Source organism: bacterium (genome assembly GCA_023150945.1).
Lineage (GTDB): Bacteria > Zhuqueibacterota > Zhuqueibacteria > Zhuqueibacterales > Zhuqueibacteraceae > Coneutiohabitans.
In genome coordinates this window covers 100,603-126,659 of sequence record JAKLJX010000003.1, presented here as the reverse complement: position 1 = coordinate 126,659, position 26,057 = coordinate 100,603, and the positions used below count along the sequence as shown (strand labels likewise).

Below are 26,057 nucleotides of genomic sequence, written 5' to 3'. Positions count from 1 at the left end.
GGCAGCGGTCCGGGTTACCCAGCAATTCGCGGCGAAACAGGCAGCGCCGGTCTCGCCGCAGACAGCAAGGGAGAGTTCAATCTCTCCTGTCTATGTAGTGCAAGTACGAGCTAACAGAAAGATTGCGGAAATTTATTTCGGCGAAAATCAGCCCTATTGCCCGGCCAATCGCGGCGCCGAAAATTGCCAAAAACCGGGCTTTGCTTCTACATTATGCAACGTGTTTCGCGGCGGCCCGGCAAAGCTGCCGCAATCATCCCTCGCCCACCGAAGCAGAATCTTCCACAGCCGGCTCGCAGCCGCTTTCTCCCGTGATTCCGCTTCTGTGGGCGACTTATTTTCACCTGAAATTCATTTCACTGCAAGACCAGGTTTTGCCACGGATCGAACTATGAGCCACATGAACCCGACTCCCGAATTCCCCAGCCTGCAAAAACTGCCGCAATATGTGTTCCGCCAGGTCGCGGTCCTGATGGACAAGGCCCGGCAGGAGGGCCGCGACATCATCGACTTCGGCATGGGCAACCCTGACGGTGCGCCGCCCCGCCATCTGGTGGAAAAATTACACAGTGCCATCGAGGTGCCGCAGAATCATCGCTACTCCGTTTCGCGGGGCATCAACCATCTGCGCCAGGCCATCTGCGAATGGTATGGCCGCGGTTTTGGCGTCACCCTCGATCCCGAACATGAAGCGATTGCCTGCATCGGCGCGAAGGAAGGCCTGTCCCATCTGATGCTGGCGACGCTGCAGCACGATCAGTCCGTGCTGGTGCCGGCGCCCTCTTATCCGATTCATCTCTACGCGCCCATCATTGCCGGCGGCCGCATTTGTCCGGTGCCGGTTTCGCCGGTTTCCGGTTTTCTGGGAAATGTCGAAGCTGCCATTCAACGCGAGCGCAGTGCCGGCCGGCCAACGCCGCGCTTTTTGATCATCAGCTTCCCGCACAATCCCACCACGGAAGTCGTCGATCTCGGCTTCATGCAGAGCGTGATCGATTTGGCGCGGGAATACCGTCTGCTGGTGGTTCATGATTTTGCTTACGCTGATCTCGTGTTCGACGGCTATCGTCCGCCTTCGCTCTTGCAGGTGCCGGGCGCCAAGGAACATGCCGTTGAGCTGTTCTCGCTCTCGAAAAGCTACAACGTGGCGGGCTGGCGTCTGGGTTTTGTGGTGGGGAATGCCGCGCTGGTGGCGGCGCTGGAGCGTTTGAAGAGTTACCTCGACTACGGCATCTTTCAGCCGCTGCAAATCGCGGCCATCTCGGCGCTCAATGGCCCGCAAGACAGCGTGCACGAAATCGTGGAGAATTACCGCCGGCGCCGCGATGCTTTGTGCCACGGTTTGCAACAGATCGGCTGGGAGGTGCCGCCGCCCAAAGGCACGATGTTCGTCTGGGCGCCTATTCCCGAGAAATTTCGCCATCTGGGCTCACTGGCATTTGCCCGATACCTGCTCGACAAGGCCAATGTCGCGGTATCGCCCGGCCTCGGCTTCGGCGAGCACGGCGACGGCCACGTGCGCTTTGCGTTGATTCAGAGTGAAGCGCGCACGCAACAGGCGCTGGCGGGCATCAAAGCGTCCTTGACACTCTGAGCCGGACGGCACGCAAGATCAATCCTGCCTTGTGACAGGCCCGGACTCATTCGAGTACCGAAACAGAGATGCGACGAAAACAAAAATCCCACGAAAAGGCAAAGGCCTTTCGTGGGATTTTTCTTTTGGCCTAATCCACCACCGCCATCCCAGTCGGCTTCAGCCGACTTGCGCTAACAGCCTGCGATTTGAGTTTGAAACGCAGGTTGAATCGGCCTTTTCGCGGGATTCTTCTTTCGGCTGCACCAACCACCGCCATCCCAGTCGGCTTCAGCCGACTTGCGCTACCAGCCTGCGATTTGAATCGCAGGCCTTTCATGGGATTCTTCTTCTGGCTGCACCAACCACCGCCATCCCAGTCGGCTTCAGCCGACTTCTGCTACCAGCCTGCGATTTGAATCGCAGGTTTTGAATCGCAGGTGAATCGCAGGTTTGATTCGCAGTTTGAATCGCAGGTATTTCATTCCCCCTAACCGCCCGCAATTCGCTTCGCAGCTCTGTCTCCCACGCAATCGGCCCAGCCTATCCAATCAAAATCACCGCCAGCCGCTTCGGCCCGTGCGCGCCGAGCACGAGAATCTTCTCGATGTCTGCCGTGCGGCTCGGCCCGGTGATGATGGTCAAACCGCTGGTCAAATGCTCGCGCCCGGACTTGCGGAAGCCGGCCAGCGCCTCCTCCAGCGAGCTGGTCACTTGCTCAGCCGTCGCGATCGCGATATGAAACGGCGGCAAAACCGAGAGCCGGCGGCCGCCACTGCCCGCCGAACTGACCACCAGGCTGCCGGTGCGCGCGACCAAAAATTCCACGGTGGTAATGCCCGCCTTGTAGCTCGCGAATTCCCGATGCGGCAGGTCCGCCTCCAGCACGGTAATCGCCGTCTGCAGCCACGCCTCTTGCGCCACGACACTTTCCAACAACTCCGCGGCATGTCGCAAAAATTGCGGCCGCGCGTCGGCGTCGCTGCTCACCAGCGGCAGCAGCAGAGTCTTCAGTTGCTGCGCGGCGGCAGCGGCATGAGGCACGCGATAAAACTCGGCCTTGAGCGCCGTGAGTTTGTCGGCAAAGGCCGCGATCGCCACTTCGCGGTCGCGCGCATGCCACGTGAAAATGTCGGCATCGCTGCGCGACGGCAGAAAATGACTGCCCTGCCGGCCGGCGCGCAAGCGTTCCAAAATCCGCTCACGGCTGGTTTTCATGTGCGCTCCACAATTCCCGAAATGATTTTGGGCTGAGCGGCGGCAACTGCTCGTTGGGCCGGCGCAACAACCGCTGCCACGGCCACAACCGCAGCAGCCAGCGCCGCGCCCGCTGCAACCGCGCCGCATCGGCCATCACCCAGGCATAGACGCGCAACGCCGCGCGCCAAAACCACGGCTGCTCACGCCGGCGCACCGCCGCCCGGCGATTCTTCAAAAGCAAATGATGGATGTCAATCTGCACCGGACACACGTCGCTGCACGCGCCGCACAACGAAGAGGCATAGGCCAAATGCTGATACTTGCCGAAGCCGCTGTAATGCGGCGTGATCACTGCGCCAATCGGCCCCTGATAGGTGGTGTTGTAGGCGTGCCCGCCGATGGCGCGGTAAACCGGGCAGGCATTCAAACACGCGCCGCAGCGAATGCAGCGCAAAATCTCGCGGAACTCCGCCTGCTGGTACAGCGCGGACCGGCCGTTATCGAGCAGAATGACGTGCATCTCGGCCGGGCCATCGCTTTCATGCGCGTGGCGCGGGCCCAGCATGATGGAATTGTAACTGGTAATCTCCTGGCCGGTGCCGCTGGTCGCCAGCAGCGGCAGAAACAGGCTCAAGTCCGACAGCCGCGGCAGCATTTTCTCCAGGCCGGCAATCACCACGTGCACCGGCGGACAGGCCATGGTCAGCCGCGCATTGCCCTCGTTTTCCGTGACCACCACCGCGCCGAGATCCGCCACCAAAAAATTCGCGCCGGTCACGCCAATGGTGCTGCTGAGATACACGTCCCGCAAATGCCGGCGCGCCACCATGGTCAACTCTTCGGCGCTGTCGGTGAGCGGCGCCTGCAGCTTGTCGTGAAACAACCGGCTGATCTCCGCCTTGCTCTTGTGCATCGCCGGTGTCACGATGTGATAGGGCTTCTCCTGATTGAGCTGCACGATCAATTCGCCCAGGTCGCTCTCCCACACTTCCACCCCGTGCTTTTCGAGATGTTCATTCAAACCGATTTCCTCGGTCACCATGGATTTGGACTTGACCACCCGTTTCGCCTGGTGTTTCTGCGCCAGTGCCAGCACATAAGAGCGGGCATCTTCGGCAGTCTCTGCCCAGAAAACCTTGCCGCCCGCCGCCAGCAGGTTCTGCTCGAATTGCTCCAGCAACTCGGGCAGGCGAGCCAGCACATGGTCTTTGATCGTCGCCGCCAGCGCGCGCGCCTGCGTCCAATTTTGAAATTGCCGGCTCTTGGTCTGGCTCACCATGCCGTCGTAGCTGGCAATCGCCTTGCCGAGCTGATAGAAATGTTGGTCGTCGCGGGCTTTCACCGCCGCGCGCGCGAGGAACTGCCGAGGTTCAGACATGTCTTCTCCGCAAGGCGTTGTCGCAGCATGCCGCAGAGCATGCCGAGAATTCGCCGCAATGCTCCATTGCCCAGCACCCAGAAAAGGCCCGATGCCTTGGTGTCCAGCCCACTTTTCTCGAAACAACCTCAGCCCCCTGTCATCCAGCAAAGATCTTGTGAAGGTCTGGTACAGCGCCCAGCGATTCACAAGATTCTACGGCCAGACCATCTACCGCGCCGCCCCGGGCAGCAGGACTCAACTCCTCACCACTGTGCCCGCCAGCACTTCCGCGAGATGCAGGATTTCCAGCGTGCTGCCTTTCATGCGGGCCTCCTGCCGCATTTGCATGAGACAGCCCGGATCATTGGAAATCACCGCCTCCGCGCCCAACGCTTCGAATTGCGCGAGCCGGCTGTCCGCCATGCGGTTGGCAATCGCTGCAAACTTCAGCGAGAACAAACCGCCGAACCCGCAGCACACCGGCTCGCCGGGCAGCTCGAGCAACTGCAGCTCCGCCACTTCCCGCAACAAAGCGAGCGGCTCGGCCTGCACGTGCAGTTCGCGCAAGCTGTGACAGGAATTGTGAAATACCGCTTTGCGGGGATAGCGCGCGCCCAGCTTCGTGACGCCGGCCTGCTTGACCAGAAATTCGGAAAACTCAAAAACCCGTTTGCCCAATGCCCTGGCCTCCGCCTCGCGCCGATGGCCGGCAAACAGTTCCGGAAAAAAATTCCGCACCATGGCCACGCAAGAGCCGGAGGGCGCCACGATGACTTGCGCCTGGCGAAACACTTCGATGAAATGTTCCGCCACCCGGCGCGCCTCGGCGTGATAACCGGTGTTGAAGGCCGGCTGGCCGCAACAGGTTTGGCGCGAGTCATAGGTGACTTGCAACCCGGCGCGGCGCAGCACCTGCGCCATGCTGAGTCCGATTTCAGGATAGAGTTGATCAACCAGGCAGGGAATGAAGAGGGCAACAGACTGCATCGCGGTGGCCATGTTTCTGTTTCCGTATCGTGCGAGGTGTTACCATGCGGTCACATGGCGGAAAATAGCCAATTCGACTCTTCCCTCCAAATGAAAACTCTTGCTTGACAACCGCACGGTCATTATCATCTCTCTCGCTGGAAATGCCGGGCGTCAGCCGGTTCAATCACTCCAATCGCCGGCGGCTGCCCGTGACATAGCCTGCTGCAAAAACAAGTGAGCGTACGCCATGCCAGATCATGATTCCAGGACCCGCCGCCTCCGGAGGAAACTCGCCGCCTGCTTGCCGCCGTTGTTGGTGTTGGGAAGCGCGGCCTGCTCGATCTACACCCCGGAAATGAAATTCACCGGCGAAAAGACCGCGCTGGAAAACCAAATCCTGGGCACCTACAACCAGGTCAAGGAAGATGTGTGGATGGTGGCCTCCGTGCGCGCCGTGAGCCCCGACAGCCAAATTGTGCTTTCGGAAGAGAAGCGCCTGGTGCTCACCGCGATTCAGAATCGCGAATTCAACAAAGACGATGTCGACGAGTTCAAGCGCGCCGGTCTCGTGGGGGAGAATGCCCGCGGCTATCTCGAAATCCGCGACCCGCAGCGCGTGGCCGCCGATCCCGAACGTGCCCGCCTGCTCGAAAAGATCCTGGCCGAGGAAAACCGCGATCGCCGCCTCATCATGCAACGCATCATCGATATCAACCCGGCCATCGAGGCCTCGGATCAGGCGGAGGTCGAACAGGCATTTGCCAATCTGAACCGCGAGAGCGCCAAGCCGGGCGAATGGATCCAGCTCGCCGGAGGCGAATGGGTGAAGAAGTCCAAACCCTAGCGTGCTGTGGCGCCGCCAGCGAGGTCCACCGCCGCCGTCATCCCGGCGGGATCTTGTGAAGAGGCAGGCGCATCGCCGAGCACCGCAGAATTCCCCCGGCATGGCATTTCGGCATCGCCTGGCGCCGCAGCGGACGGGGCGAAAAAACGAGCCATGAGTTGACTTGATTTGGAGAAGAAGTCATGAAGAAATTGCTGCTGATCGCCGGCCTCGCGCTGGCCGTGGTTGTGCTTGCCCTTATCGCCATTCCGATCTTTTTCAAAGATGACATTGTCGCCCTGATCAAGCGCGAGGCCAACAAGAACCTCAACGCCACGCTGGAGTTCGAAGATCTCGGCTTGAACCTGTTTCAGAATTTCCCCGCCTTGACGGTGAATCTCGAAAAGCTGAGCCTCGTCAACCGTGCCCCCTTTGCCGGCGATACGCTGGTGGCCCTCAAGAATTTCGAAACCAGCATCAACCTGATGAGCTTGTTTGGCGGCGGCCCGCTCGAAATCCGCTCGTTTACTTTGACCGAGCCGCGCCTGCAACTGATCATGTTGCAAGACAGCACCGCGAATTGGGACATCATGCAAGCCGCGGCGCAAGAGCAACCCGAGACAACCGCTGCCGGCGGCTATCAGCTCGCCTTGCGTTCCTATGCGATTGAAAACGGCTATCTCAGCTATATCGACGAAACCTCCGGCACCACGGCCCTGATCGCAGGCCTCAACCATCGCGGCAGCGGCGATTTTACCAGCGAGCGCTTCCGCCTGCGCACCAACACCGACATCGCCGCGGTGACCTTCGGCGCCGGCGGCGTGAACTATTTGAACAACGTGCATACCCGCCTGAAGGCTGATTTCGACATTGACGCCGCCAACCAGAAATACACCCTCACCGAGAACGAATTGCGCCTCAACGAACTCGTGCTGAAATTCGACGGCACGATCGCCATGGCAGGCAAAGACACTGATCTCGATCTCACCTTCAGCGCGCCGCAAACGGATTTCAAGAACATCATCTCGCTCATACCCGTGATCTACAGCAAAGACTTCGCTTCCTTGAAATCCTCCGGACAACTGGCACTGGCGGGCAAGGCCAAAGGCCTCTACAACGAGAAACAAGTGCCAGCTTTCGAGATCAAGCTGCAGATCAACGACGGCATGTTTCAGTATCCGCAACTGCCCACCGCGGTGAACAACGTCAACGTCGATCTGCTGGTGAACAATCCCGGCGGCGATCCCGACCGCACGATCATCGATCTCAAAAAATTCCACGTGGACTTGGGCAGGGATCCGTTCGACGCCACGGCACTGGTACAAACGCCGGTTTCCGATCCGCATGTCAAGGCGAACGCCAGGGGCAGGATCAATCTCGACGAAATCAGGAATCTGGTTCAACTCGCGCCGGGCACCGAACTCGGCGGGCTGGTCAATCTGGATCTGAACGTAAACGGCAACCTTTCCAGCATCGAAAAAAATCAGTTTGACAAATTTCAGGCAGCCGGCAATGTTGCCGTCACGAATCTCGTTTACAACACCGCTGACCTGCCGGTGAAAGTTCAGATCAGACAGGCGCGGCTGGCGCTCTCACCCGCCAAGGTCACGCTCAGCGAATTCGACTGCCGGCTCGGCAACAGTGATCTGCGCGCCCACGGCACGCTCGACAATGTACTGCCCTTCGTGATGAAAGGTCAAACGCTGAAAGGCGCCCTCTCGCTGCAATCGGACTATTTCGACTTGAATCCCTGGATGGCGGGCGAAAGCTCGGAGTTGCAGGCCGTGCCCCTGCCCGGCAATATCGAATTCACCATGAATTCGGCGTTCCGCGAAATCTCCTATGGCAAGTTGAAGATCCAAAATGTCAGCGGCGTGTTGGTGTTGAAAGACCGCACGCTCAATCTCGTCGATTTGAACATGAACATGCTGGGCGGGTCGGTGCTGGCCAACGGCTCCTACAGCACGCCCGAGCACGCGTTGCCGCGCTCGTTCTTTGCGATGAAAGTGGCCGGCCTCGGCTTCCCGCAGACCTTCGAGAGTTTTGTGACCGTGCAGAAATTCGCCCCGATCGCGCAGAGCCTGCAGGGCACGTTCAGCGCGGATTTCGAGTTGATGTCGGATTTGGATTCAACGCTGACGCCGGTGATGAAAACCCTGACCAGCCTGGGCTCGTTGCGCATTGCCAACGCCGCGCTGCAGGATTTCAAGCCGCTCACCAAAATGGCGGAAGTGCTCAAGCTCGATCGTCTCAAACAGCTCGCGCTCGTCGATCTCAAGCCTTCGTACAAAATCCGTGACGGCCGCTTTTTCCTCGAGCCCCTGGGATTCAACGTCGGCAACATGGCGTTCGTCGTCTCCGGCTCGAACGGCATCGACCAATCCGTGGATTATTCCGTCAAGCTGCGCGTGCCTGCGGAAGAGATGAACGCGCAGACCAACGCCGTGGTGAGCAATCTCTTGAATCGCAAAGTTGACTTGCTGCAGAATGATTATGTCGATTTGGTGGGCAACATCGGCGGTAGCGTGACGGATCCGCAGGTCAAGTTCTCCGCAGCGGATGTCATCAAAGGCGCGACCGCGCAAGTGACCTCGCTGCTCTCGCAGAAGGCGGAGGAGAAAAAGGCGGCCGCCGCCGACACGGTGAGCGCCGCGCTCGCCAAACAGAAGCTGGAGCTGGAGAAACGCAAGCAAGCCGCCGCCGACAGCGCGAAAAAAGAAGCGGAGCGATTGAAAGAAGAGGCGAAGAAGAAGCTGAAGGGATTGTTCAAGCCGTGAGTCAATGCTCCATCGAATATGTCATTCCGAAGGAATCTTGTGAAATCTATTGCCCGAACGGCATTTTCACAAGATTCTTTCTTTCGACCGAGCCCGCGCTAAAGCCACAACGATCAACAGACACAGACAAAGACTTTCTTATTGGTAACGGTGTGCCGAAATGGCGATCATCGTCTTCATTTGATCAACAAACACTTCTTCAACACCCTCACCTTCCCCGCCTGCAACCGAATCCAATACACGCCCGAGCCTGCGCCGCGCGCCTGCCACACCGCCGTGTGCGAGCCTGCGCTTTGTAGTTCATTGACGAGTCTCGCCACGAGCTGGCCGTGAACGTTGTACACGCTCAAATCCACCATTCCCGCCTCCGGCAGCGAATAGATGATTTGCGTTGCCTGATTGAACGGATTCGGGAAGTTCTGCAAGAGAACGTAGTTTTGCGGATAAAGCTCCACCTCGCGCGCTTGCGCGGTCACGTATGATTTATTGCCCGCCAGCAATTTGAATTTCTTTTCAGTCAGGTTTTTAATGGCGAATTCCAATTGATTATTGCTGCGCAGATCAAAAGCAGTTGCGGTTTCCTCGTCAACCAGAAATACTTCAAATCCAGCAGGAATTTGCTTCACGCCCTCGAATGTCAGCCGCAGCAATTCATCTTCAGGATTGACGATGCAGGCAAATTCCCACGTGTGCCCCTCGTCCGAAGGCTGGCGCACATCCGCTTTCAACCCGCCCGCAATTTCACTCCGCCGAAACTGAACTTGCATCTCATCTGCCAGCCGCGGCGGCTGGTGTAAATCCCAAGCATCAACCTCGCCTGCGGCATCCGCATGCTGGCCCGCGAAGTTGAAGCGGCTCTCGCTGCGGCCATTGCTGGCGATGATTTGCAGCAGCCAGTTCTCGCCCTCGTTGTTTGCCACCGCATGCACGGCAACGCCCTCGCTCAAACCCGCCACGCCCGGACTGAGGAACAGTGTCGCCGCGCGATTCAGGCGAATGGCATAGCCCTGCCACGGCTCCAGCCCCGCACGATTGAGCTGCCAGTCGCCGTTGAAACTCCACAACTCGAAGGGCCTTGCTGGAGAGACTTGAGTTCTCATTTATTAGCAATCGTCCATGCCCCATTGTTCAAGGGCTTCCTCTATCTTAATTGTTAAGCGAGGATCAATAACAGCTGCGTCAAGAATTTTGGATACCGCTTCAGGTCTCTTCTTGCAATTTTTTAAAAATTCAGCGTTCGGCAATAAAGAGTTTTGCAAGTCATTCTCACCTGCCAAGTGAAGCAGTGTAATGTATCTCAAAAATAATTGTCGTGAAATACGCAGCAAATCTGGCTTAATTATTTCATACGGGTCTTTTCCTTTGCTATGACCTTCATGGACGATTTTTGATCGAATCCTATACCATTCCTTTAATTTCTGAAACATATCCATCCTTTTCGTGGCATCATGGGATAAGAGAGCAGCAGCGCGTATAGCTAATTTATAGCTTAAGTCTGCACTATCTCCATGAGTGAGCAACGACTCCATCGTAGTTATTAAGCTGACAAAAATATCCATGAAATTATTCGATGTATGCCAATTCATCAGTGACCGAACATAACTTTGGCTAGGATAAAGTAGAAATCCTTTACTTGACAAACGATTCACAGCCTCCCATACGCTAAAAAATTTTCGGAGGACAATACCTTCGTTGCCAATACTTTTAATGACCCGTCTTGGACGCTCATTCCCTTCAGAATCGAAATCGTCCCAAGTCAGATAACCATTTCTTGGATTTCTGTCAACAGGCGTAGCATCAAACACATTTGTTCTAACTCGAATCTCTTCAGCAAGATTTGCAATCTCGCCAACACATAAAAAAATTGGTGCAATGAATCCAATGTCGCTTTCGCTATTCGAAAACGTGTCATCAAATAGGTTGTGCCACCAACTCACATTTCCTCGATACTCTTCATGCTTTCGTACAGTTAGAACGTGCCATGAGTTTATTTTTTGCAGTAAGAGTGTATCTTTGTGGTCATGCCAGGAAATTTTGGGCAATCTGAACAGATCAGCCAGCTCTTTCTCGTCATAAATTCTGAGGTCTCCTACTGGCAAGCTGATATTCTTAAGCAATTTCTCATCATCGTAGAACACAAAACCATCAAACACAAACAGCCGAAGATATTCTGAATCAATCTTACTCGATTCGATGCTTTGGAGTAATCTTGATTCGTCGAATTCTTCTCCGCTCCAAATTGACAAATATGCGCCCGTATTCACAAAGAAATGATGGGCCGCTTTACGAACTTCAGAATTACGCCATTGGCTGATGTCTATATCGACTCTGTTTCTTTGTGAGCCTGATGTTTGTCGTTTGACCCTGCGTTCATTCTCTTCGTTGGAAAGTCTATTCAAATCATCTGAGAGACAGTGCGAATCAAGGTCTTGTGCAAAGGCTGCAAACGCATCAGTAGCTTCTGCCGCGACGACAGCATTTCTAAAATTTGACCGGTTGTTTTCGGAAAGCCTCCATTCTTCTGAGAGTGGTTTATTGGTAGAATTGCTGATCCGATATTTATCGAAGATTGTTCTACAAATCTCCAGATAGGATCTAAGTTTGAGCGCCAAAATTTCCATGGATTAGTACCCCGCTATGGTACAAAGGTATCGTCTTTCGCATATCAAAACTGATTTGTTCAATCGAAGAAACCGTGCTTGCATTAGTACTGCTATCTTGGGATCGATGGTTGAGCGCCATCATTAAAGGATGCCAACCACGATCTGCCTTTGTCCGTGACTTCCCAGATCCCTCGCTGAGAGTCTGGCGCCAGCAATCCTTCTCTGACCATTTCATAACGCGCCCAATGTGCCGTGTTCTCCCATCTTGCTACTCCAGAAGATGGAAGCTTGGACAAATCGTATTCATTCAGCACGGCCTTCATGGGCTTTATGATCTCGTTCAAAACCTGAGTCGAAGTCGCCGAACCGTTTGCTTTGACTAATGCCTGAAGAATAGGAATGCGAAATGCAGCTTCGCGAGTACGCAGCCCTTGACTTAGTTTCGTCCGGCGTCTTGGCTTGTTGATCTTTCGGGGAATATGTGCTTTCTCCACGACAAAAATGTTGTTCCATTCCTTCTGAAGGGTATAGACTTTGTCTCTAAAGCTAGTCATCTGCGATCCTGTTTGTCTAAGACGCTGGACTAGATCATAGTCACTGGACTCGAAAGCCTTTGCACCAGTTCGATTCAGCCCTTCAATGGCATTTTCGATTTCCTCAAGAACGATCTCAAAGGCCGTATCAACCTCCGTGGCAAAGTCTGTCAATTGAGACGATGCTGGTGAGGTTGGTTGATTGACACCCTTCGCAATGGTTTGATTTGTTCCGTTCAGCAGTTCGGCAAATATTTGTTTGTCATATTCATCAAGTCGGTTTAGTTCAATTAGCTTGGACAACATAACACCCGCCTTGTACCATTCCACGAAAGTGCCTATATCACCGGCGAACTGCCGGGCGCATTTGTCTGTGATTGTTTGATAGTCAGCCACATTGGGGAAGCTGGCCTTTGCCTTGTGTATTGCCTCAGTATGAGAATGTCCTTGTCGCATGAAATAAAGCACAGCGTAAATCTGCTTCAGTCTTTCTGCAGCCTTGCTATTAAATGGCAATTCTGTGAACTTCACGTAGATCATGCCACACCCTTGCCAAAATTGGCTTGATTAATAACCTGATCAACTGGCACTTTCTGAAATCACCAAAGGCTTACCTCACCTGCCACCTAAAGCTATGCACAATTCCACCGCCCAGGCGGCTGTGATGTTTCACAAGAAAAATTTGCAGCAATAAACACGGCACCCCTCGCGGAGTTTGATGAGTCGAGTCCCCGGAAGAGCGCGGTTTTGGCGGCCAAAGGGCGATTCCATGCGATCCCATTCACCCTGAACTGAGGTACAGTATACCCGCAGAAGTGGGCGAATGCGTGTGAGAAACCTGGCAAAGCCGGGCGTTTGTCCAGCAGCCAGCCTGGCCTCACAAAGATACTGCATCTTCTCAGCTAGCGCTTTAGCTTCGTCACAAGATCAAGAAATCTGGCTTTGAGCGGGATTTTGAAATGCCTGAAACAGAGGTGGGAAAATCGATGAAGAGCAAAACGCGAAAAGGAATCAAGTATACCGACGAGCCGATGAACCAGGCCGAGGTTATTGCGGACTCCCTCCCCTCACCGGAACAACTCGCCTTCAAGGAAGAAACCGTCAAGATAACGATTGCGCTCAGCAAGAGCAGCCTCGATTTCTTCAAAGAGAAAGCCGAGAGGCATCATACGCAGTATCAAAAGATGATTCGCCGCCTCGTCGATGAATACGTGGCAAGGCAGAAACACCTTTCCGCGTGACGCAGCTCTCCCGCCTTGAGTCACAAGAACAATCATCCAGCTAGTTGGGTTTTTGAATTTGCCGCGACAAACACGGCGCCCTCACAGAGTTTGAAGAGTCGAAGCCCCGGAAGGGTCCAGTTTTAGCGGACAGAAAGCGATTCCACGCGATCCCAGCTCACCTTGAACTGCCGAAAAATATCCGCGCAAAAAAGTGAGAATGCGGTAAGTTGCCTCTTGCACATATCATATCTGTTCGAGAGCCGCGTCTCAAGATCAAAGCCTGTCTATGCATTCCTGATCGAGGATGGACCAGTTCGGCAAGGGGAACGATGGGAGCGGTGCGCGGGGATGCGGTTGTCCTTGATCAGACAGAATGTGTATGTGGTGGGGAAACGTACGGGTTACGGCAGAGATGAGTACTTAAGGGACGCTCTTATGCTTGGCAGGTTCATTTCTGAGGATTCCAACAACTTCATCGATAACCCTCTCCAGCGTTTCTCTTTTCAAGAAGCCAGCTTCGCTCTTGATAAGTTGGAGATTAGCCGTGAAGAGTTTTCCAGGACGGGCATAGCTTATCTTGTGCAGGGAACCCTGAACAAAGCTGTCGTCAGTAATCATGACAGCCTTGGGATCAGAATAAGGATTGCTGGTGATCTGGCATAAAATCCAATCATCATGTCCTGCTCCCGCCAATACGACCGCCGGCCGCAGTTTTGATTTCGACAAGTCCGAGAAAGGGAAGGGAACCAAAACTACTGTCCCTGCTGTAAGTGCGCCCATGCCTCGTCCTCCTCCGGTCGATTCCAATCAACGGCTAAGGCTTGCTCGCTCAACAAGGCAGTCATGTTTACGCTTTCGTCGAGCGCTTCTTCATCCAAAATCGTGACCAGAGCGCGCCGCGGCTTGGCTATCGTAATATTCTCCAGCAAATACACTTTGCCGTTCTTGTCAATCACCGCTTCAACTGTCGTTAGCATCGGCATCCTCCGTTTTGCTTCGTGAGGCTGTCATTTTGTTTTGGCGCAGTCCATCCTTGCTTGTCATGCCGGAAGCAAAGTAGCAATCGGAGCATCAAAAGGCAAGCCATTTCCCAAAGCAGTCATTGAAACAACAGCAAATTTATCACGGCTTTGGCGGACAAACGGCGATTCCACGCGATCCCAATTCACCCTGAACTGTGGTACAGTATATCCGCAAAAGTGGGCGAATGCGTGTGAGAAACCTGGCAAAGCCGGGCGTTTGTGTGGGTTCTTTTGATGAAGCGGAGTCTGCCGGTTGGAGAAATGGTGAAGCTCGCGGGAGGATATGATGACGGTTAGTTGGTTAATGGTGAGATAGCGCTATTGCAAGGCGAGAAAGGCCGGTGTACGTAATGGCTCAAAGTTATGAAATTTCCTTCTCCATTCTTTCGAGAACCTCCAGGAATTTACGGATTCGAACAATTTTCACACCGGCATATTCCTGCGGAGGAAAATGACGAATATTCTTTGCTACAAGGTAATCCGCTTTGCCGTCAACAGCACATTCCAGAAAACGATTGTCTGAAATGTCTGAGCAGGCTTGCAGCCGGCTGGCTGGTTGAATCCAGGCGGCTTGAAGGCGCAAAATCTCCAAAATGCGATCCTTCTCCGGTTGTTTTGACGCGGGGATCAGCCAATCGGCGACAGCGCGATATTCACTCCAAATCGGCTGGGATAGCAACAACTGAAAATAATCATCTTCGCGCGTCATCCAATCTATCAATTATGCAGAAGCGCCCCGCGAACTCAGAATGGCCGAAATGATGTGGTTGGTATCGATAACGACGCGCAGGGATCTCATATGTGCGTTTGGCTGGTATGCTTACGATGCTTTTTGATCGCAGCATCGATGGTTTTTGCCTTGATGCCGCCTCGGCGGCGAACTTCTGCGCGCACCGAGCGAATGTCGTCATGCAATTGTTCTTTCCAGCCATACTTCTCGTGCCATCGCAGGAAGGCCAGTATCGCGAGGCTCAGATCACCCTGATAGCTGTCTTGCACGACTTCCCGCAATTGTTTTTCGACGGCTTTGGGCAGCTTTACCGACAACATGCTTCACCTCATGGCAAACAGATGAATAGACAAAACAGCTTGCTGTTGGATTCGCCTTGATTTTTTGAGTCTCATATTCAACTCGAAAGAGTCGACTCGCGCACACGATCGATCAGCAGTGTGTTGACCAATGTCTCAAGCGAAACGCCTTGCGCCCGCGCGCGTTGCGCCAACTCCGCCGCAAGATCCGGCAAAATCGCCACGCGCAACGCCCGCTTGTTCGGCGTCTCAAAGCGAAACCACTCGCCGCCATCTTCCATGCAGGGCGCGGTATCAAGGTTATCCCAAAAAGCGGCTTCTTCTTCGTAGGTGTTGAATTTGGGGACTTCCAATGTGCTCATTTTGGTAATCCGCATCAATTCCCTTATAGTGTTGAGCCGCCGCAGAGCTGCTGTTGAATTCTGAAGCTGCCGCTTAATACAACACAAGGCGCATTTGATACCAGGGCTCTGTTCAGCGCGTAGTAAGTGTCCGTCCGTAAATGTCCCCGCCTCGGTTAAGCCAAGGTTTTCAAAATTTCAAGTGCCGCGGAAACTTTGTGGATTTTGATGCCACGGCCAAGCCGTTGCAGGAACGTTTTCTCAAGAATTCGCGATTTCGGACTCCAGCTACCTCACTTCGGCGGCCAGGGAAAGGCCGGCAAGCTTTCGTTGTTCCCTCCGTTTGATTCGCGGCCGGCAAGGTACACATACGCGGCCGTGCCAAGCGCCGCGGCGCCCACCCCGCCCGCCACCCACAACCAAGTCTTGGATGATCCTGTCTTGAGCGGCGCCAGCTCGGCATTCACTTGCAGATTATCTTCCATGGTGATTGATTTCTGCCACTCGGTATAGCCCGCGCGCCGAATGACGAGATTGAGTTTGCGCGCGTGCGGCACATTGCCGGCCAACGGCGTTTTGCCCATGGCTTTGCCGTTGATAATCACCTCCGCGCCCGAGGGGTGGGAAAAAATCTTGAGGCGATACTTGCGCTGTGCCTGGCCACTCGTTGGGGAGGAGCCTGCCGCCTTCTCGGCCATCTCGACTGCCAGTTTTTCCAGCACCGGCAACAAGCCGTCGATTCTGCCGCGATGGTCCTGTTTGAAGGACTGCTCCATCCGGCCCGAGGCAACATCGATCAGGTGAATATTGATGGCGTAGGTGCCGCCCACTTTGCCAATCGAGCCGATGACGATCTTTCTCACATTCAGAATCTGGCCCGCCTCGACCGCGCACTGCTGCAGGGTGCAGCCTGTCATTTGAAAGCCCTGCTCCGCCAGCGTCCGATCCATATACTCACGATCGACGACCACAAAGGCCTCCGTTTTCACCAATTCATTGCGCAATCGGTCGCTCAGAGTGGCGGTCTCGTTTTCGTCAACGCCCCGGCTTTCCAAGTTCAACACCGCGATCTGCGGCTTGGTGAGTGAAACAGACTGGCTCCGGCCGGCGGGCGCTGCCAGTAACAGCGCGAGCAGCAGGCCCGTCACGATCGTGCCGAATGCAACCGGCCGGGGATTTCCCGCCGGAACGAGTGTTTGCAGCGTGAGTAGGGTTCGCATGTGTTGGTGTCCAGAGATTGTCGCCTGCCAACGGCCAAGCCGTCCGCTGCCCGTGCGCTTCTGCGGCGGTGGGAAGTTGCAGGATATTTACCGGCAGTTGCGGCAAACTGCGCTCACGGCCGTGAGCGTGCGGGCGCTTGCCGGCGCCGTCATTGCCGTTGCTTTTTCAATGCTGCTTGAATATCTTGAGGGCAAATTTCTCACGGATGAAATCACGCCGGAGGGTTGACCGATGCCCGCCTTTTGCCGCTGCCGACGCGCACTCCCGCTGTGCCGCACCTCGTTCCTGCTACTGAGCTTTCTGTTGGTTGCCTGCCAATCTCACAAACCGCCAGTTGGTCCCGAGGTGCCGGAATGGGCCCGGGGCGCCGTGTGGTATCAAATTTTTCCCGAACGCTTTCGCAATGGCGATCCCGCCAATGATCCCACCTTTCGCGATACCTTCGGCTCGTGGCCGCACGACACGGTGTCGGCCTGGCAGTGCAGTCCATGGACCGCGGATTGGTACCAGCTTCAGCCCTGGGAAACAGCCAACGGCCGGAGCTTCAACTACAACGCCGGCCGGCGCCGGTTCGGCGGCGATGTGCAGGGCATCATCGACGGAGTGGATTATCTGCACGAGCTGGGCGTCACCGCGATCTATCTGAATCCCATGTTCGAATCGCCGACGCTGCACAAATACGACACCGAACTGTATCATCACATCGACAACAATTTCGGTCCGCGTCCTGAGAGCGATCGTGCCCTCTGGGCCAGCGAAAACTTCGCGGACCCCACCACCTGGCAGTGGAGTACGGCGGATACCCTGTTTCTCAGACTAATTCAGGAAGTGCATCGCCGCGGCATGCGCATTATCATCGACGGCGTGTTCAATCACATGGGCGTGACCCATCCGGCTTTTCGTGACGTGATGAAGAACGGCCGGCAGTCGCCTTATGCCGATTGGTTCATCATCAAAAGCTGGGATGACCCGGCCACACCCGCGAACGAATTCGAGTATCAAGGCTGGTATGGCGTGAAAGACCTGCCGGAGGTGCGGCGCGAGGGCGACAATCTCGCCGCCGGGCCGCGCCGGCTCTTTCAGGCGGTGGTGCAGCGCTGGATGGATCCCAACGGCGACGGCGATCCCTCCGACGGCATTGACGGCTGGCGCCTCGATGTTGCGGAATTGGTGCCCAAGGGCTTCTGGCGCGAGTTTCGGCAGTGGGTGCGCGCGATCAATCCTGAGGCCTATCTCACCGGCGAAGTGTGGTGGGAGGATTACGGCCAAAACAAGATGTTCAACGCCGCGCCCTGGCTGCAGGGTGACATCTTCGACGCGGTGATGAACTACCGCTTTGCCGACGGACTGCTGCGGTATTTCGTCGACACGCACAACCGTTACGCGACGCGGGATTTGCAGGCACATCTGCAGCAGATCTTCACGGATTATCCGGCCGCGGTGCACGCGGGAATGATGAACCTGCTGGGCAGCCACGACACCGAGCGGCTGGCCTCGATGGTGGTGAATCCCAATCGCGTGATCGATCATGACAGCGGTGTGGAGCGCCATTCCAACTTTCAAACACGCAGGCCCACGGCGGAAGAGCGCGAGACGCAGAAGCTGCTCATCGCGTTTCAGATGCTCTTTCCCGGCGCGCCGATGATTTACTATGGCGATGAAGCCGGCATGTGGGGCGCGGATGATCCCGACAACCGCAAGCCCATGGTGTGGCCGGATCTGATCTACGCACCGGAGCAGGCGCTGCCCGATGGCGGCGAACGGCCGGAGGATTTGGTTTATTTCGATTGGGATTTGTTCGACTTCTACCAAACTCTGTTGGCGCTGCGCCGCGCGCAGGAAGCGCTGCGCCGCGGTGATCACCGCTTTGAGGAAGCCGGCGGCAGCGACCATGTGGTCGCCTTCAGTCGCAACCACGCTGGCGAGAGCATTCTGTGTTTGTTCAATCGCGTGCTCACCCCGCAAGAGGTGGTTTTGCCGGCGCGTTTTCAGTCCCATCAAACGTTGTATGGCGAAAAGAATCTCATCTCGGTTGGGGAGAATCGCCACGTGCTGGCGGGCAAGGCGGTGGTGGTGGTGCTTGCCAAAGCACTTTGAATCGGCTGCGGGCGCACGCGCGTACGAAACTCCGGATCACCTTTCTCGAAAAGTTGCCATGCGACTCTCCAAGTGCCACGCTGGTGTACTGCGAATGATTCTGTTGTTCCTGCCCGCGGCCGGGTTGGCCGTTGCCGTCCAGGCACAATCTCCCTCTGCCAAAGAAGATTCGGTCTTTTCGCATCCGCGGCGTGAATTTCTGGCGCAACGCCTGGCGGGCATTGGGTTGAATCCCCGCGGCGAGTTGGTGGTTTTTGGCGGGAATCTCTTCTCTCCGGCGCCCGTTCGCCCGCCTGCTCTCGGCCAGATTCTGCTGCCGGAGAATTATCGTCTCGGGCCGGGCGACGTGCTGGGGATTTATTTGCTCGGCCAGGCGCAGCGTGATTTCGAGGTGCCGGTGCTGCCCGAAGGCGCGGTCTACATTCCCGCCGCCGGGCTGGTGGAGGTCGCCGGCTTGACGCTGACGCAGGCGCGTGAACGGCTGCGCCAGCAGATGTCGCGCTATTTCAACACGCGCGAGTTTGCCGCCACGCTATTGCAAGCCAAAACCGTGGTCGTGGAAGTGGCCGGTGAAGTGCGCCATCCCGGCCGCCATTCGCTCAGCGGCCTGCAAACCGTGCTCGATGCCATACAGCTTGCGGGCGGCGTGCTGCCTTCAGGCTCCTTGCGCAACATTCGCGTGCAAAACCGGCTGGGCGCGGAAACGCGCGCCGATCTTTATCAGACTCTTTTGCAATTGCAGCCGGCGGCGCCGTTTTTGTTGCAGGCGGGCGATCGGCTGTTCGTGCCGCCGGCACAGCGCTGGGCCGCAGTTGCCGGCGAGGTACATCGGCCGGCCATCTTCGAGTTGCGCGATGATGCGTCGGATTCATTGGCGGGGCTGATCGAACTGGCCGGCGGCACCACGGCCCTGGCGAATTGGCAGCAGGTTGAATGGAGCCGCCTCGAGCCGGACGGCCGGCGCGCAACCCGGATGATCGATCTGGCCGCAAGCGGCGGTGTGCGCGTGCGCCACGGCGATCGCGTCATCATCTTTTCAAAATTGCAGGATATCGCACGCGCCACGGTTGCCATCTACGGCGAGGTGAATTCTCCGGGCGTGTATGCTTTTGAAGAGAGTTTGCGCGTCGGTGATTTGATCAAGCGCGCCGGCGGGCTGACACGCGCCGCGTATTTGCTGGAAGCAGAGGTGGTGCGCATCGATCCCGGCCAACCGCCGCAGCACGAGACCATCACGCTCGCCAGGAAAGACGACGCGCTGGCAACGCCTGGTCCGATTTTGGGCGCGGATGATCAGGTCTTTATCCGCCGCATTCCGGAATGGCGCCTCGGTCCGCTGGTGGAAGTGCGCGGCGAAGTGCAATTCCCCGGCTTCTATGCGATCGCATGGGGGCAAACGCGGCTGGCGGAGATTTGCGCCCGGGCCGGCGGCCCGACGCCAGAGGCCTCGCTGCGCGAAGCGCGCTTGCATCGCCGCAGCAACAGCCCGCAAGGCCAGAGTGCCGTCGCCAGTCCGATTCCGGTCGAGATGCTCACGGCCTTCGAGCAGGAAAGGTTGAAATTCGAATTCAACCAGGAAGCGGCCACGCTCGTCAGCGTGAATTTCGAAAAACTGCTGCGCGCGGCCGACAGCCGCGAGGATGTTCTGCTCGAGCCGGGCGACCTCATCGAGTTCCCGCGCGCGAGCCGGCTGGTGTATGTAACCGGCGCGGTGGGACAGCCCGGCGGGGTGCCGCTGATTGCCGGCGGCCGGGTGCATGACTATATTGCCCGCGCCGGCGGGTTCGGCTGGAACGCCGGCCACAACCGCATCAAAGTGGTGCGCGCCACCGGCGAAGTCGTGGAGGAGAAAGCCGCCGGTACGCTCGCGAGCGGCGATACTATTTGGGTGCCGACGCGCGGCGAAGGCAGCACCTGGAGAACACTGCGCGATGTGATAACGGTGATGGCGCAAGTGGCGACCATCTATGTGGTGATCGATCGCGCGCTGGGGAACTGAAAAGCCAGCCGGTGCGAGGTATTTGTGCACGCCGCCGCCTGCATAGTCTCGCAATGCTGCGCAACAAAATTCCAGGCTGAAACTGCGCCGCGGCTCACCGATCCACATAACTGGCGGGTATTTTCCTCTTTGCTTTTTGTGGCCGCTTGCCTTACATTGATCGGCCTAAAAAACATCGTCTCCGCGCGGGATTCTGGCAATCCAAACGGCTGGGGGCGCGTTCGCGAGGCGATGCACCTAGCAAGAGTGGAAGACGGATAGTGGCGAACCCGCAACAGAGAAAGGAGCTCGAGGTGACGGCAAAAGAATACATTCAGTTGGAAGAGAACTATGGCGCCCACATTTACCATCCGCTCGATATCGTATTGGAGCGGGGCGAGGGCGTGTGGGTGTACGACGTCGAGGGCAACCGCTATCTCGACTTCTTGAGTGCATATTCTGCGGTGAGCCAGGGGCACTGCAATCCGCGCATCTACCAGGCCCTGGTGGAGCAGGCGAAGAAGCTGACGCTGCCTTCGCGGGCCTTTCGCAACAATCAAACCGGCCTGCTCTACAAAGAGCTGGCGGATTTGTGCGATATGGAAATGGTGCTGCCAATGAACTCCGGCGCGGAAGCGGTTGAAACCGCGGTGAAAACCGCGCGCAAATGGGGTTACATGAGCAAGGGCATTCCGGACAATCAAGCGGAAATCATCGTGTGCACCGGCAATTTCCACGGCCGCACCACCACGGTGATTTCGTTCTCCTCCGAGCCGCAATACCGCCAGCATTTCGGGCCGCATACGCCCGGCTTTGTGTTCGTGCCCTATGGCGACAGCGAGGCCCTGGCGCGGGCCATCACGCCGCACACCGCCGCGTTTCTGGTGGAGCCGATTCAGGGCGAAGGCGGCATCTTGATTCCGCCCAAGGGCTATCTGGCCAAAGTGCAGGAGATCTGCCAGCAGAACAAGGTGTTGGTCATGATGGATGAAATTCAAACCGGTTTGGGCCGCACCGGCAAGCTGTTCGCCTATCAACACGAAGCCGGCGTAAAACCGGACGTGCTGATTTTGGGCAAGGCGCTGTCCGGCGGCTTCTATCCGGTGTCCGCGGTGGTTTCCAGCAAAGCCATTCTGGGAAACTTCCGCGCCGGCGATCACGGCAGCACGTTCGGCGCCAATCCGCTCGCCTGCGCCGTGGCGCGCGCAGCGCTGCGGGTTTTGCAGGAGGAAAAACTGGTGGAACGTTCGGCCGAGCTTGGCCACTACTTCCTCGAGCGCCTGCGCACCATCAAGAGCAAACACGTGAAGGAAATGCGCGGCCGCGGCTTGTTCATCGGCGTGGAATTGAAGCCCGAGGCCGGCGGCGCGCGCCGCTTCTGCGAAGCGTTGCGCCACGAAGCGCTGCTCTGCAAGGAGACCCACGAACACGTGATTCGTTTCGCACCGCCGCTGGTGATTTCCCGTGAAGATCTGGACTGGGCCTTCGAGCGCATCAAAAAGGTTTTGGAGACGATGAATTGACCAGCGCCATGCGCGCCGCAACGATGTGATTCATTCCAAAGGCCAGCGAGGCCACCGCGCTGGCCTTTCGTGCGTCAGGAGTTTACTTTGCCGGAGTGCTGCATGCGAGCGACAAGCTGCTTCGCCCTCTTGATGTTGACCGCCGGTCTCACGTCTGCGCAGCGGGCGCAAACCTTTACCGGCATTGTGCAACAGCGCCACTTTGCCGTGCCGCGCGAAATCCTGTTTACGCTGGCCGGCGGCATTGCAGGCACGCCCACGCCGGAGGAAGAAGCTTTCGGTTTCTCGCCCGCCCAAGTGCTGCAGCAGCCGCTCGAGCAATTGCGCGCGGCTGCAAGAAAAAATGGGGCCGCGCTGCCGGCGGATCAGTTCACCTACTATTTTGGCGAAAGCGGCGTGCGGGTGGAGGTCGATTTGAACAGCGGCCACAGCCTGTTCGGTAAAAAGATCATCTACCTTGCCCGGCCGCAGCAGAAACAGAGTTGGGTGCTGTTGCCGGCGCAGCAGGCTTACCTGGAGTTGAGCGCGGAAGAAGGCGAGTCCGTGCTCATTTCAGCCAAAGACGTGCTGCAGGGATTGGCGCAGCAAGGCTCAGCTTCCACCAGCGCCGACGAACTGCCGGAATTCAAAAAAACCGGCGAACAGGCCACGATCAACGGCCTGCCCTGCCTGCGCTATCTCGCCAAAGGTCCGGGACAAGCCGCTGAGCTCTGGGCAACCGCGGCGCATCCCGGGTTGCGCCGCGCCTTCGACACTCTGCTCAGCGAGATGAAGCTCGGCGATCTCGCCGGCTGGCAAAGCGAGGCCTGGTGGCGTCAGGCGATCGCAGGCGTGCCGATTCTCGCCAAACAAATCTCGCAGCGCGGCGGCATGCATGTGCTCGAAATCACCAGCATCCAGCCGCAAGCCGTGGCGGCGGCGAAATTCGAGCTGCCGGCGGACTACCGCAAGCTCGATTTGCAGCAACTCATGCAGGAAATATTGTTGAAAAAATTCCTGCGCTGACTACCGGCTCAAACTGGTGCAGCGCCGCTGTCCTCTCTTGACGACAATCTGTGCCGCGATTCCGGAGATCGGCCGGAATCGTCAATGCTCCCCCTTCCCCACCACAGCTCAGCACGACAACACGATACGGGAACGAGCCTGAATCGGCCCGCACCGCCAGCATGGCGCTGGCCGGTGCCGGCGGCAGGGCGCGCTGCGCCGGTTCGTTGCAGCGGCCCTTGGATCCACCATACTGGAGGAAAACATGTTATCCCGAATTCTCCCGGCGGGGGTAATGGCGTTGCTGTTGGGTTACGGCTGCGGCTCCCCGCCGACGATCGCCGTGCTCACCGACTACGGCTGGAATGACCCCTATGTCGGCGCGTTGTATGGCACCATTCTCTCGATCAACCCCGAGGCGCGGGTGGCCACCATTACGCATGCGGCGCCGGATTATAACGTGCGTGAAGCGAGTTACATGCTGGCGACAGTGGCCAATGAATTTCCCGCCGGCACGGTATTCCTGGCAGTGGTCGATCCGGATGCCGGCGGCAGCCGCCGGCGCATCATCGTCGAAACGCAGGATAAGAAGTACTTCGTCGGCCCGGACAACGGCGTATTCACCGACGTCATTAAGACTTCCGGACTGAAACGCGCGGTGGAGATCAGCAATGTGTTGTGGTACCGCCGCGGCGTCACCTCCACCACGTTCGAGGGCCGCGACATCTTCGGCCCGGCGGCAGCGCATTTGTCAAATGGGAGAAAAATCAGCGATGCCGGCAAGCAGATTTTCGATCCGGTGCAGTTTGACCGCACGCCGGCGAGCTTCACGGACACCGGCATTACGGGGGAAATTTTGCATCGCGATCACTACGGCAATCTGGTGACCAACATCCAGGCGCCGATGCTGGCAAAGGCGGGCTGGCGCGCGGGCATGGAGCTGGAATGCCTGGTGAAAGGCCAGTTCGTTCCGGCGACCTTCGTCGAGCGCCGCGGCGCTGCTGCCCGGGGCGCTTTCATTTTGATTTTGAATCATCAAGGTTTTTTGGAATTGGCGCGCAATCTCGACAGCGCGGCTGACAGCCTGAATGCGATGGCCGGCGATGTGGTGGTGGTGCGCACGGCCGGCGCCGGCCCGGCAACGACCACGACGTCGACCGCAGCAACGCCGCGGGTGTCGCCCCGGACGACAGCCTCGAAGTGAGATGGCCGCAGGCTCTGCCGCGAATGCCGCGTTCGTGGCAGCAACCTCGGCACCGCAGTCTCGAACACGCTTTGCCGAACATCCATTTCGTTCCGACGGCGCCGACGGGCCACAACTCTGCTGTCAAATGAAAACCGCCCGGCGCGAACAGAATGCCGGCCGGGCTGTGTCGAGAAATGCCGGAGGACTCTTGGGCCTGCAGTGGGACTTGGGTGAGTCCTCTGTTACCTTGCAAAGCCTATCCACCACTGAAGTCCGCGCGTTCCTGCGCCGTCATCTCGAACACGGTCCGCAACACGTTCTCTTGTGCCGGCGTCAGCGCTTGCTTGCGGCGGGCCATGACCCGCCTCGCAACCTCCAGTGCCTTGTTCAGTGCATATGTTTCGCTCGCCTCCACGCCACCCCAGGTAAACGAGGGGATGAATTTGTCCGGATAGCCCGCGCCGAACACATTGCTCATCACGCCCACCACCGTGCCGGTGTTGAACATCGTGTTGATGCCGGTCTTGGCGTGGTCGCCCATGAACAGACCCGCGAACAACGAGCCGCTGTCCACCATCACACCATTGATACAGACTTTCACCGTACTATAGTTGTTTTTCAAATCGCTGTTGTTGGTGTCGGCGCCGATATTGACCCACTCGCCGAGATAAGCATGGCCGAGGAAACCTTCATGCTGTTTGTTGCTGAAGCCATGCACGATCGTCTCTTCCACCTCCCCGCCGATTTTGCACACCGGCCCGATGGCTGTGCCTTCATAAATCTTCGCGCCCATTTTGATGATGGATTTTTTGCCGACATACAACGGTCCCTGCAGGGAAGCATTGGCCATAATCGTCGCGCCGGCGTCGATGAAGATCGGGCCTTCTTCCGCATCGAGCACAACGCCGGGCTTGATCGTCGCGCCGGCGGCGAGGTGGATGTTCTTTTCATCGAGCAGCGTCACGCCGGGGCAAATGCTGCCGAGAATCTGCCCGCCGAGATTCGCCTCTGCAAAATCCCGCGCCAATTCTTTGGGATTATTGTTGACCAAATCCCAGGGGTAATCGACGAAGCGTCCCGCGATTTCATGTTCTGTGGCGTTGGCCGGGGTTGGGGGCAGCGCAAACGGAGACGCGGCCAACACGCTTGTCGCCGAGAATCCCTCCGGCAGGCACATGGCCACGATTTTGCCGGCATGGCGCCAAATCGCCGGCCGGCCTTCCGCAGCCGGCCAGGTCTCAAACAAAAAGCGGCCATTCACGAAAAGACACGGCCCGGACGGTGCTTGGTTGATCCTTGCCTGCGGCCGCGACTCCCGCACCAATTCCACCAAATACGCACGCACGAATAGATGCAAACCGGCGCCGGGATAATGCCGTACGACTTTTTCGAGCAAGGAGGTCATGCCGCAGCGCAGATCAAACACCGGCCGCGTGAGGCTGAGAGGATGGAGCTGACTGCAATACTCATCTTCAAAGACGCAGAGTTGGAGAGACATAGATCATCACCATTGGCCTTTCCGTCAACAACAATCCCTGCCGGCTTCAGCCGGCTTTTGCGATCAGGCTGCGATTTGAATCGCAGCTACAATTTGAATCGCAGACGAAACAGACGA

The 26,057-nt window shown here is 57.2% G+C and carries 23 protein-coding genes; 10 read left to right on the top strand and 13 right to left on the bottom strand.

The window, feature by feature from the left end:
• Positions 1 to 400: 400 nt before the first annotated feature.
• Positions 401 to 1,594, top strand: coding sequence for an aminotransferase class I/II-fold pyridoxal phosphate-dependent enzyme (locus L6R21_05830; GenBank protein MCK6558701.1), 1,194 nt, complete (start codon positions 401 to 403; stop codon positions 1,592 to 1,594).
• Between the two features lie 522 nt (positions 1,595 to 2,116).
• On the opposite strand, the gene L6R21_05825 is transcribed toward L6R21_05830, so the two are convergent.
• The 3 genes from L6R21_05825 to L6R21_05815 all read right to left on the bottom strand — a co-directional run bounded on the left by L6R21_05825 (position 2,117) and on the right by L6R21_05815 (position 5,132).
• Positions 2,117 to 2,791: a lactate utilization protein gene (locus L6R21_05825; protein ID MCK6558700.1), complete on the bottom strand. Its 675-nt coding sequence runs from the start codon at positions 2,789 to 2,791 to the stop codon at positions 2,117 to 2,119.
• Positions 2,775 to 4,151 carry a LutB/LldF family L-lactate oxidation iron-sulfur protein gene (locus tag L6R21_05820; protein ID MCK6558699.1) on the bottom strand — a complete coding sequence of 459 codons (1,377 nt, stop codon included), beginning with the start codon at positions 4,149 to 4,151 and terminating at the stop codon, positions 2,775 to 2,777. The genes L6R21_05825 and L6R21_05820 overlap by 17 nt, the downstream gene beginning before the upstream one ends.
• Before the next feature lie 237 nt (positions 4,152 to 4,388).
• Entirely contained in the window at positions 4,389 to 5,132 is a 744-nt protein-coding gene (locus L6R21_05815; GenBank protein MCK6558698.1) for a (Fe-S)-binding protein, read from the bottom strand.
• 217 nt (positions 5,133 to 5,349) lie between these two features.
• Between L6R21_05815 and L6R21_05810 the strand changes: the two genes are divergently transcribed.
• Together L6R21_05810 and L6R21_05805 are read left to right on the top strand one after the other, a co-directional pair.
• Positions 5,350 to 5,946 carry a YdbL family protein gene (locus L6R21_05810; protein MCK6558697.1) on the top strand — a complete coding sequence of 199 codons (597 nt, stop codon included), beginning with the start codon at positions 5,350 to 5,352 and terminating at the stop codon, positions 5,944 to 5,946.
• 182 nt (positions 5,947 to 6,128) lie between these two features.
• Positions 6,129 to 8,702, top strand: coding sequence for an AsmA family protein (locus L6R21_05805; protein MCK6558696.1), 2,574 nt, complete (start codon positions 6,129 to 6,131; stop codon positions 8,700 to 8,702).
• Between the two features lie 176 nt (positions 8,703 to 8,878).
• Here L6R21_05805 and L6R21_05800 read toward each other — a convergent pair whose 3' ends face one another.
• From L6R21_05800 to L6R21_05790, 3 genes are all read right to left on the bottom strand, one after another.
• The gene (locus L6R21_05800; GenBank protein ID MCK6558695.1) at positions 8,879 to 9,802 is read right to left on the bottom strand and encodes a T9SS type A sorting domain-containing protein; all 924 of its coding nucleotides are present in this window, start codon (positions 9,800 to 9,802) and stop codon (positions 8,879 to 8,881) included.
• Between the two features lie 3 nt (positions 9,803 to 9,805).
• Entirely contained in the window at positions 9,806 to 11,323 is a 1,518-nt protein-coding gene (locus L6R21_05795) for a hypothetical protein (protein MCK6558694.1), read from the bottom strand.
• A gap of 92 nt (positions 11,324 to 11,415) precedes the next feature.
• Positions 11,416 to 12,378, bottom strand: a complete 963-nt coding sequence (locus L6R21_05790; GenBank protein MCK6558693.1) for a winged helix-turn-helix domain-containing protein — start codon at positions 12,376 to 12,378, stop codon at positions 11,416 to 11,418.
• A 446-nt stretch (positions 12,379 to 12,824) separates the two neighbouring features.
• Between L6R21_05790 and L6R21_05785 the strand changes: the two genes are divergently transcribed.
• Entirely contained in the window at positions 12,825 to 13,079 is a 255-nt protein-coding gene (locus L6R21_05785; GenBank protein ID MCK6558692.1) for a CopG family transcriptional regulator, read from the top strand.
• Positions 13,080 to 13,481: 402 nt separating this feature from the next.
• On the opposite strand, the gene L6R21_05780 is transcribed toward L6R21_05785, so the two are convergent.
• The 6 genes from L6R21_05780 to L6R21_05755 all read right to left on the bottom strand — a co-directional run bounded on the left by L6R21_05780 (position 13,482) and on the right by L6R21_05755 (position 16,673).
• Positions 13,482 to 13,841 carry a type II toxin-antitoxin system PemK/MazF family toxin gene (locus tag L6R21_05780; protein ID MCK6558691.1) on the bottom strand — a complete coding sequence of 120 codons (360 nt, stop codon included), beginning with the start codon at positions 13,839 to 13,841 and terminating at the stop codon, positions 13,482 to 13,484.
• A complete protein-coding gene (locus L6R21_05775; GenBank protein ID MCK6558690.1) occupies positions 13,814 to 14,038 on the bottom strand; it encodes a hypothetical protein in 225 nt (74 codons plus the stop codon). The genes L6R21_05780 and L6R21_05775 overlap by 28 nt, the downstream gene beginning before the upstream one ends.
• Before the next feature lie 406 nt (positions 14,039 to 14,444).
• Entirely contained in the window at positions 14,445 to 14,792 is a 348-nt protein-coding gene (locus L6R21_05770) for a PIN domain-containing protein (GenBank protein ID MCK6558689.1), read from the bottom strand.
• Between the two features lie 86 nt (positions 14,793 to 14,878).
• Positions 14,879 to 15,133, bottom strand: a complete 255-nt coding sequence (locus L6R21_05765) for a hypothetical protein (protein MCK6558688.1) — start codon at positions 15,131 to 15,133, stop codon at positions 14,879 to 14,881.
• A gap of 77 nt (positions 15,134 to 15,210) precedes the next feature.
• Positions 15,211 to 15,474 (bottom strand): BrnA antitoxin family protein, encoded by a 264-nt coding sequence (locus L6R21_05760; GenBank protein ID MCK6558687.1) that lies wholly within the window; start codon positions 15,472 to 15,474, stop codon positions 15,211 to 15,213.
• A 272-nt stretch (positions 15,475 to 15,746) separates the two neighbouring features.
• On the bottom strand, positions 15,747 to 16,673 hold the full coding sequence (locus L6R21_05755) for a PEGA domain-containing protein (GenBank protein MCK6558686.1): 927 nt from the start codon (positions 16,671 to 16,673) through the stop codon (positions 15,747 to 15,749).
• Here L6R21_05755 and L6R21_05750 point away from each other — a divergent pair.
• The 6 genes from L6R21_05750 (at position 16,672) to L6R21_05725 (ending at position 24,460) form a co-directional block, all read left to right on the top strand.
• On the top strand, positions 16,672 to 16,902 hold the full coding sequence (locus L6R21_05750; GenBank protein MCK6558685.1) for a hypothetical protein: 231 nt from the start codon (positions 16,672 to 16,674) through the stop codon (positions 16,900 to 16,902). The genes L6R21_05755 and L6R21_05750 overlap by 2 nt on opposite strands.
• 3 nt (positions 16,903 to 16,905) lie before the next feature.
• Positions 16,906 to 18,771, top strand: a complete 1,866-nt coding sequence (locus L6R21_05745) for a glycoside hydrolase family 13 protein (protein ID MCK6558684.1) — start codon at positions 16,906 to 16,908, stop codon at positions 18,769 to 18,771.
• Between the two features lie 94 nt (positions 18,772 to 18,865).
• Positions 18,866 to 20,770, top strand: a complete 1,905-nt coding sequence (locus L6R21_05740; GenBank protein ID MCK6558683.1) for an SLBB domain-containing protein — start codon at positions 18,866 to 18,868, stop codon at positions 20,768 to 20,770.
• 293 nt (positions 20,771 to 21,063) lie between these two features.
• Entirely contained in the window at positions 21,064 to 22,272 is a 1,209-nt protein-coding gene (gene rocD, locus L6R21_05735) for an ornithine--oxo-acid transaminase (protein ID MCK6558682.1), read from the top strand.
• 102 nt (positions 22,273 to 22,374) lie between these two features.
• Positions 22,375 to 23,277 carry a DUF4412 domain-containing protein gene (locus L6R21_05730; GenBank protein MCK6558681.1) on the top strand — a complete coding sequence of 301 codons (903 nt, stop codon included), beginning with the start codon at positions 22,375 to 22,377 and terminating at the stop codon, positions 23,275 to 23,277.
• 244 nt (positions 23,278 to 23,521) lie between these two features.
• Positions 23,522 to 24,460 (top strand): SAM-dependent chlorinase/fluorinase, encoded by a 939-nt coding sequence (locus L6R21_05725; GenBank protein MCK6558680.1) that lies wholly within the window; start codon positions 23,522 to 23,524, stop codon positions 24,458 to 24,460.
• A 238-nt stretch (positions 24,461 to 24,698) separates the two neighbouring features.
• Here L6R21_05725 and L6R21_05720 read toward each other — a convergent pair whose 3' ends face one another.
• Positions 24,699 to 25,940, bottom strand: a complete 1,242-nt coding sequence (locus tag L6R21_05720; protein ID MCK6558679.1) for a GlmU family protein — start codon at positions 25,938 to 25,940, stop codon at positions 24,699 to 24,701.
• Positions 25,941 to 26,057: the final 117 nt, after the last annotated feature.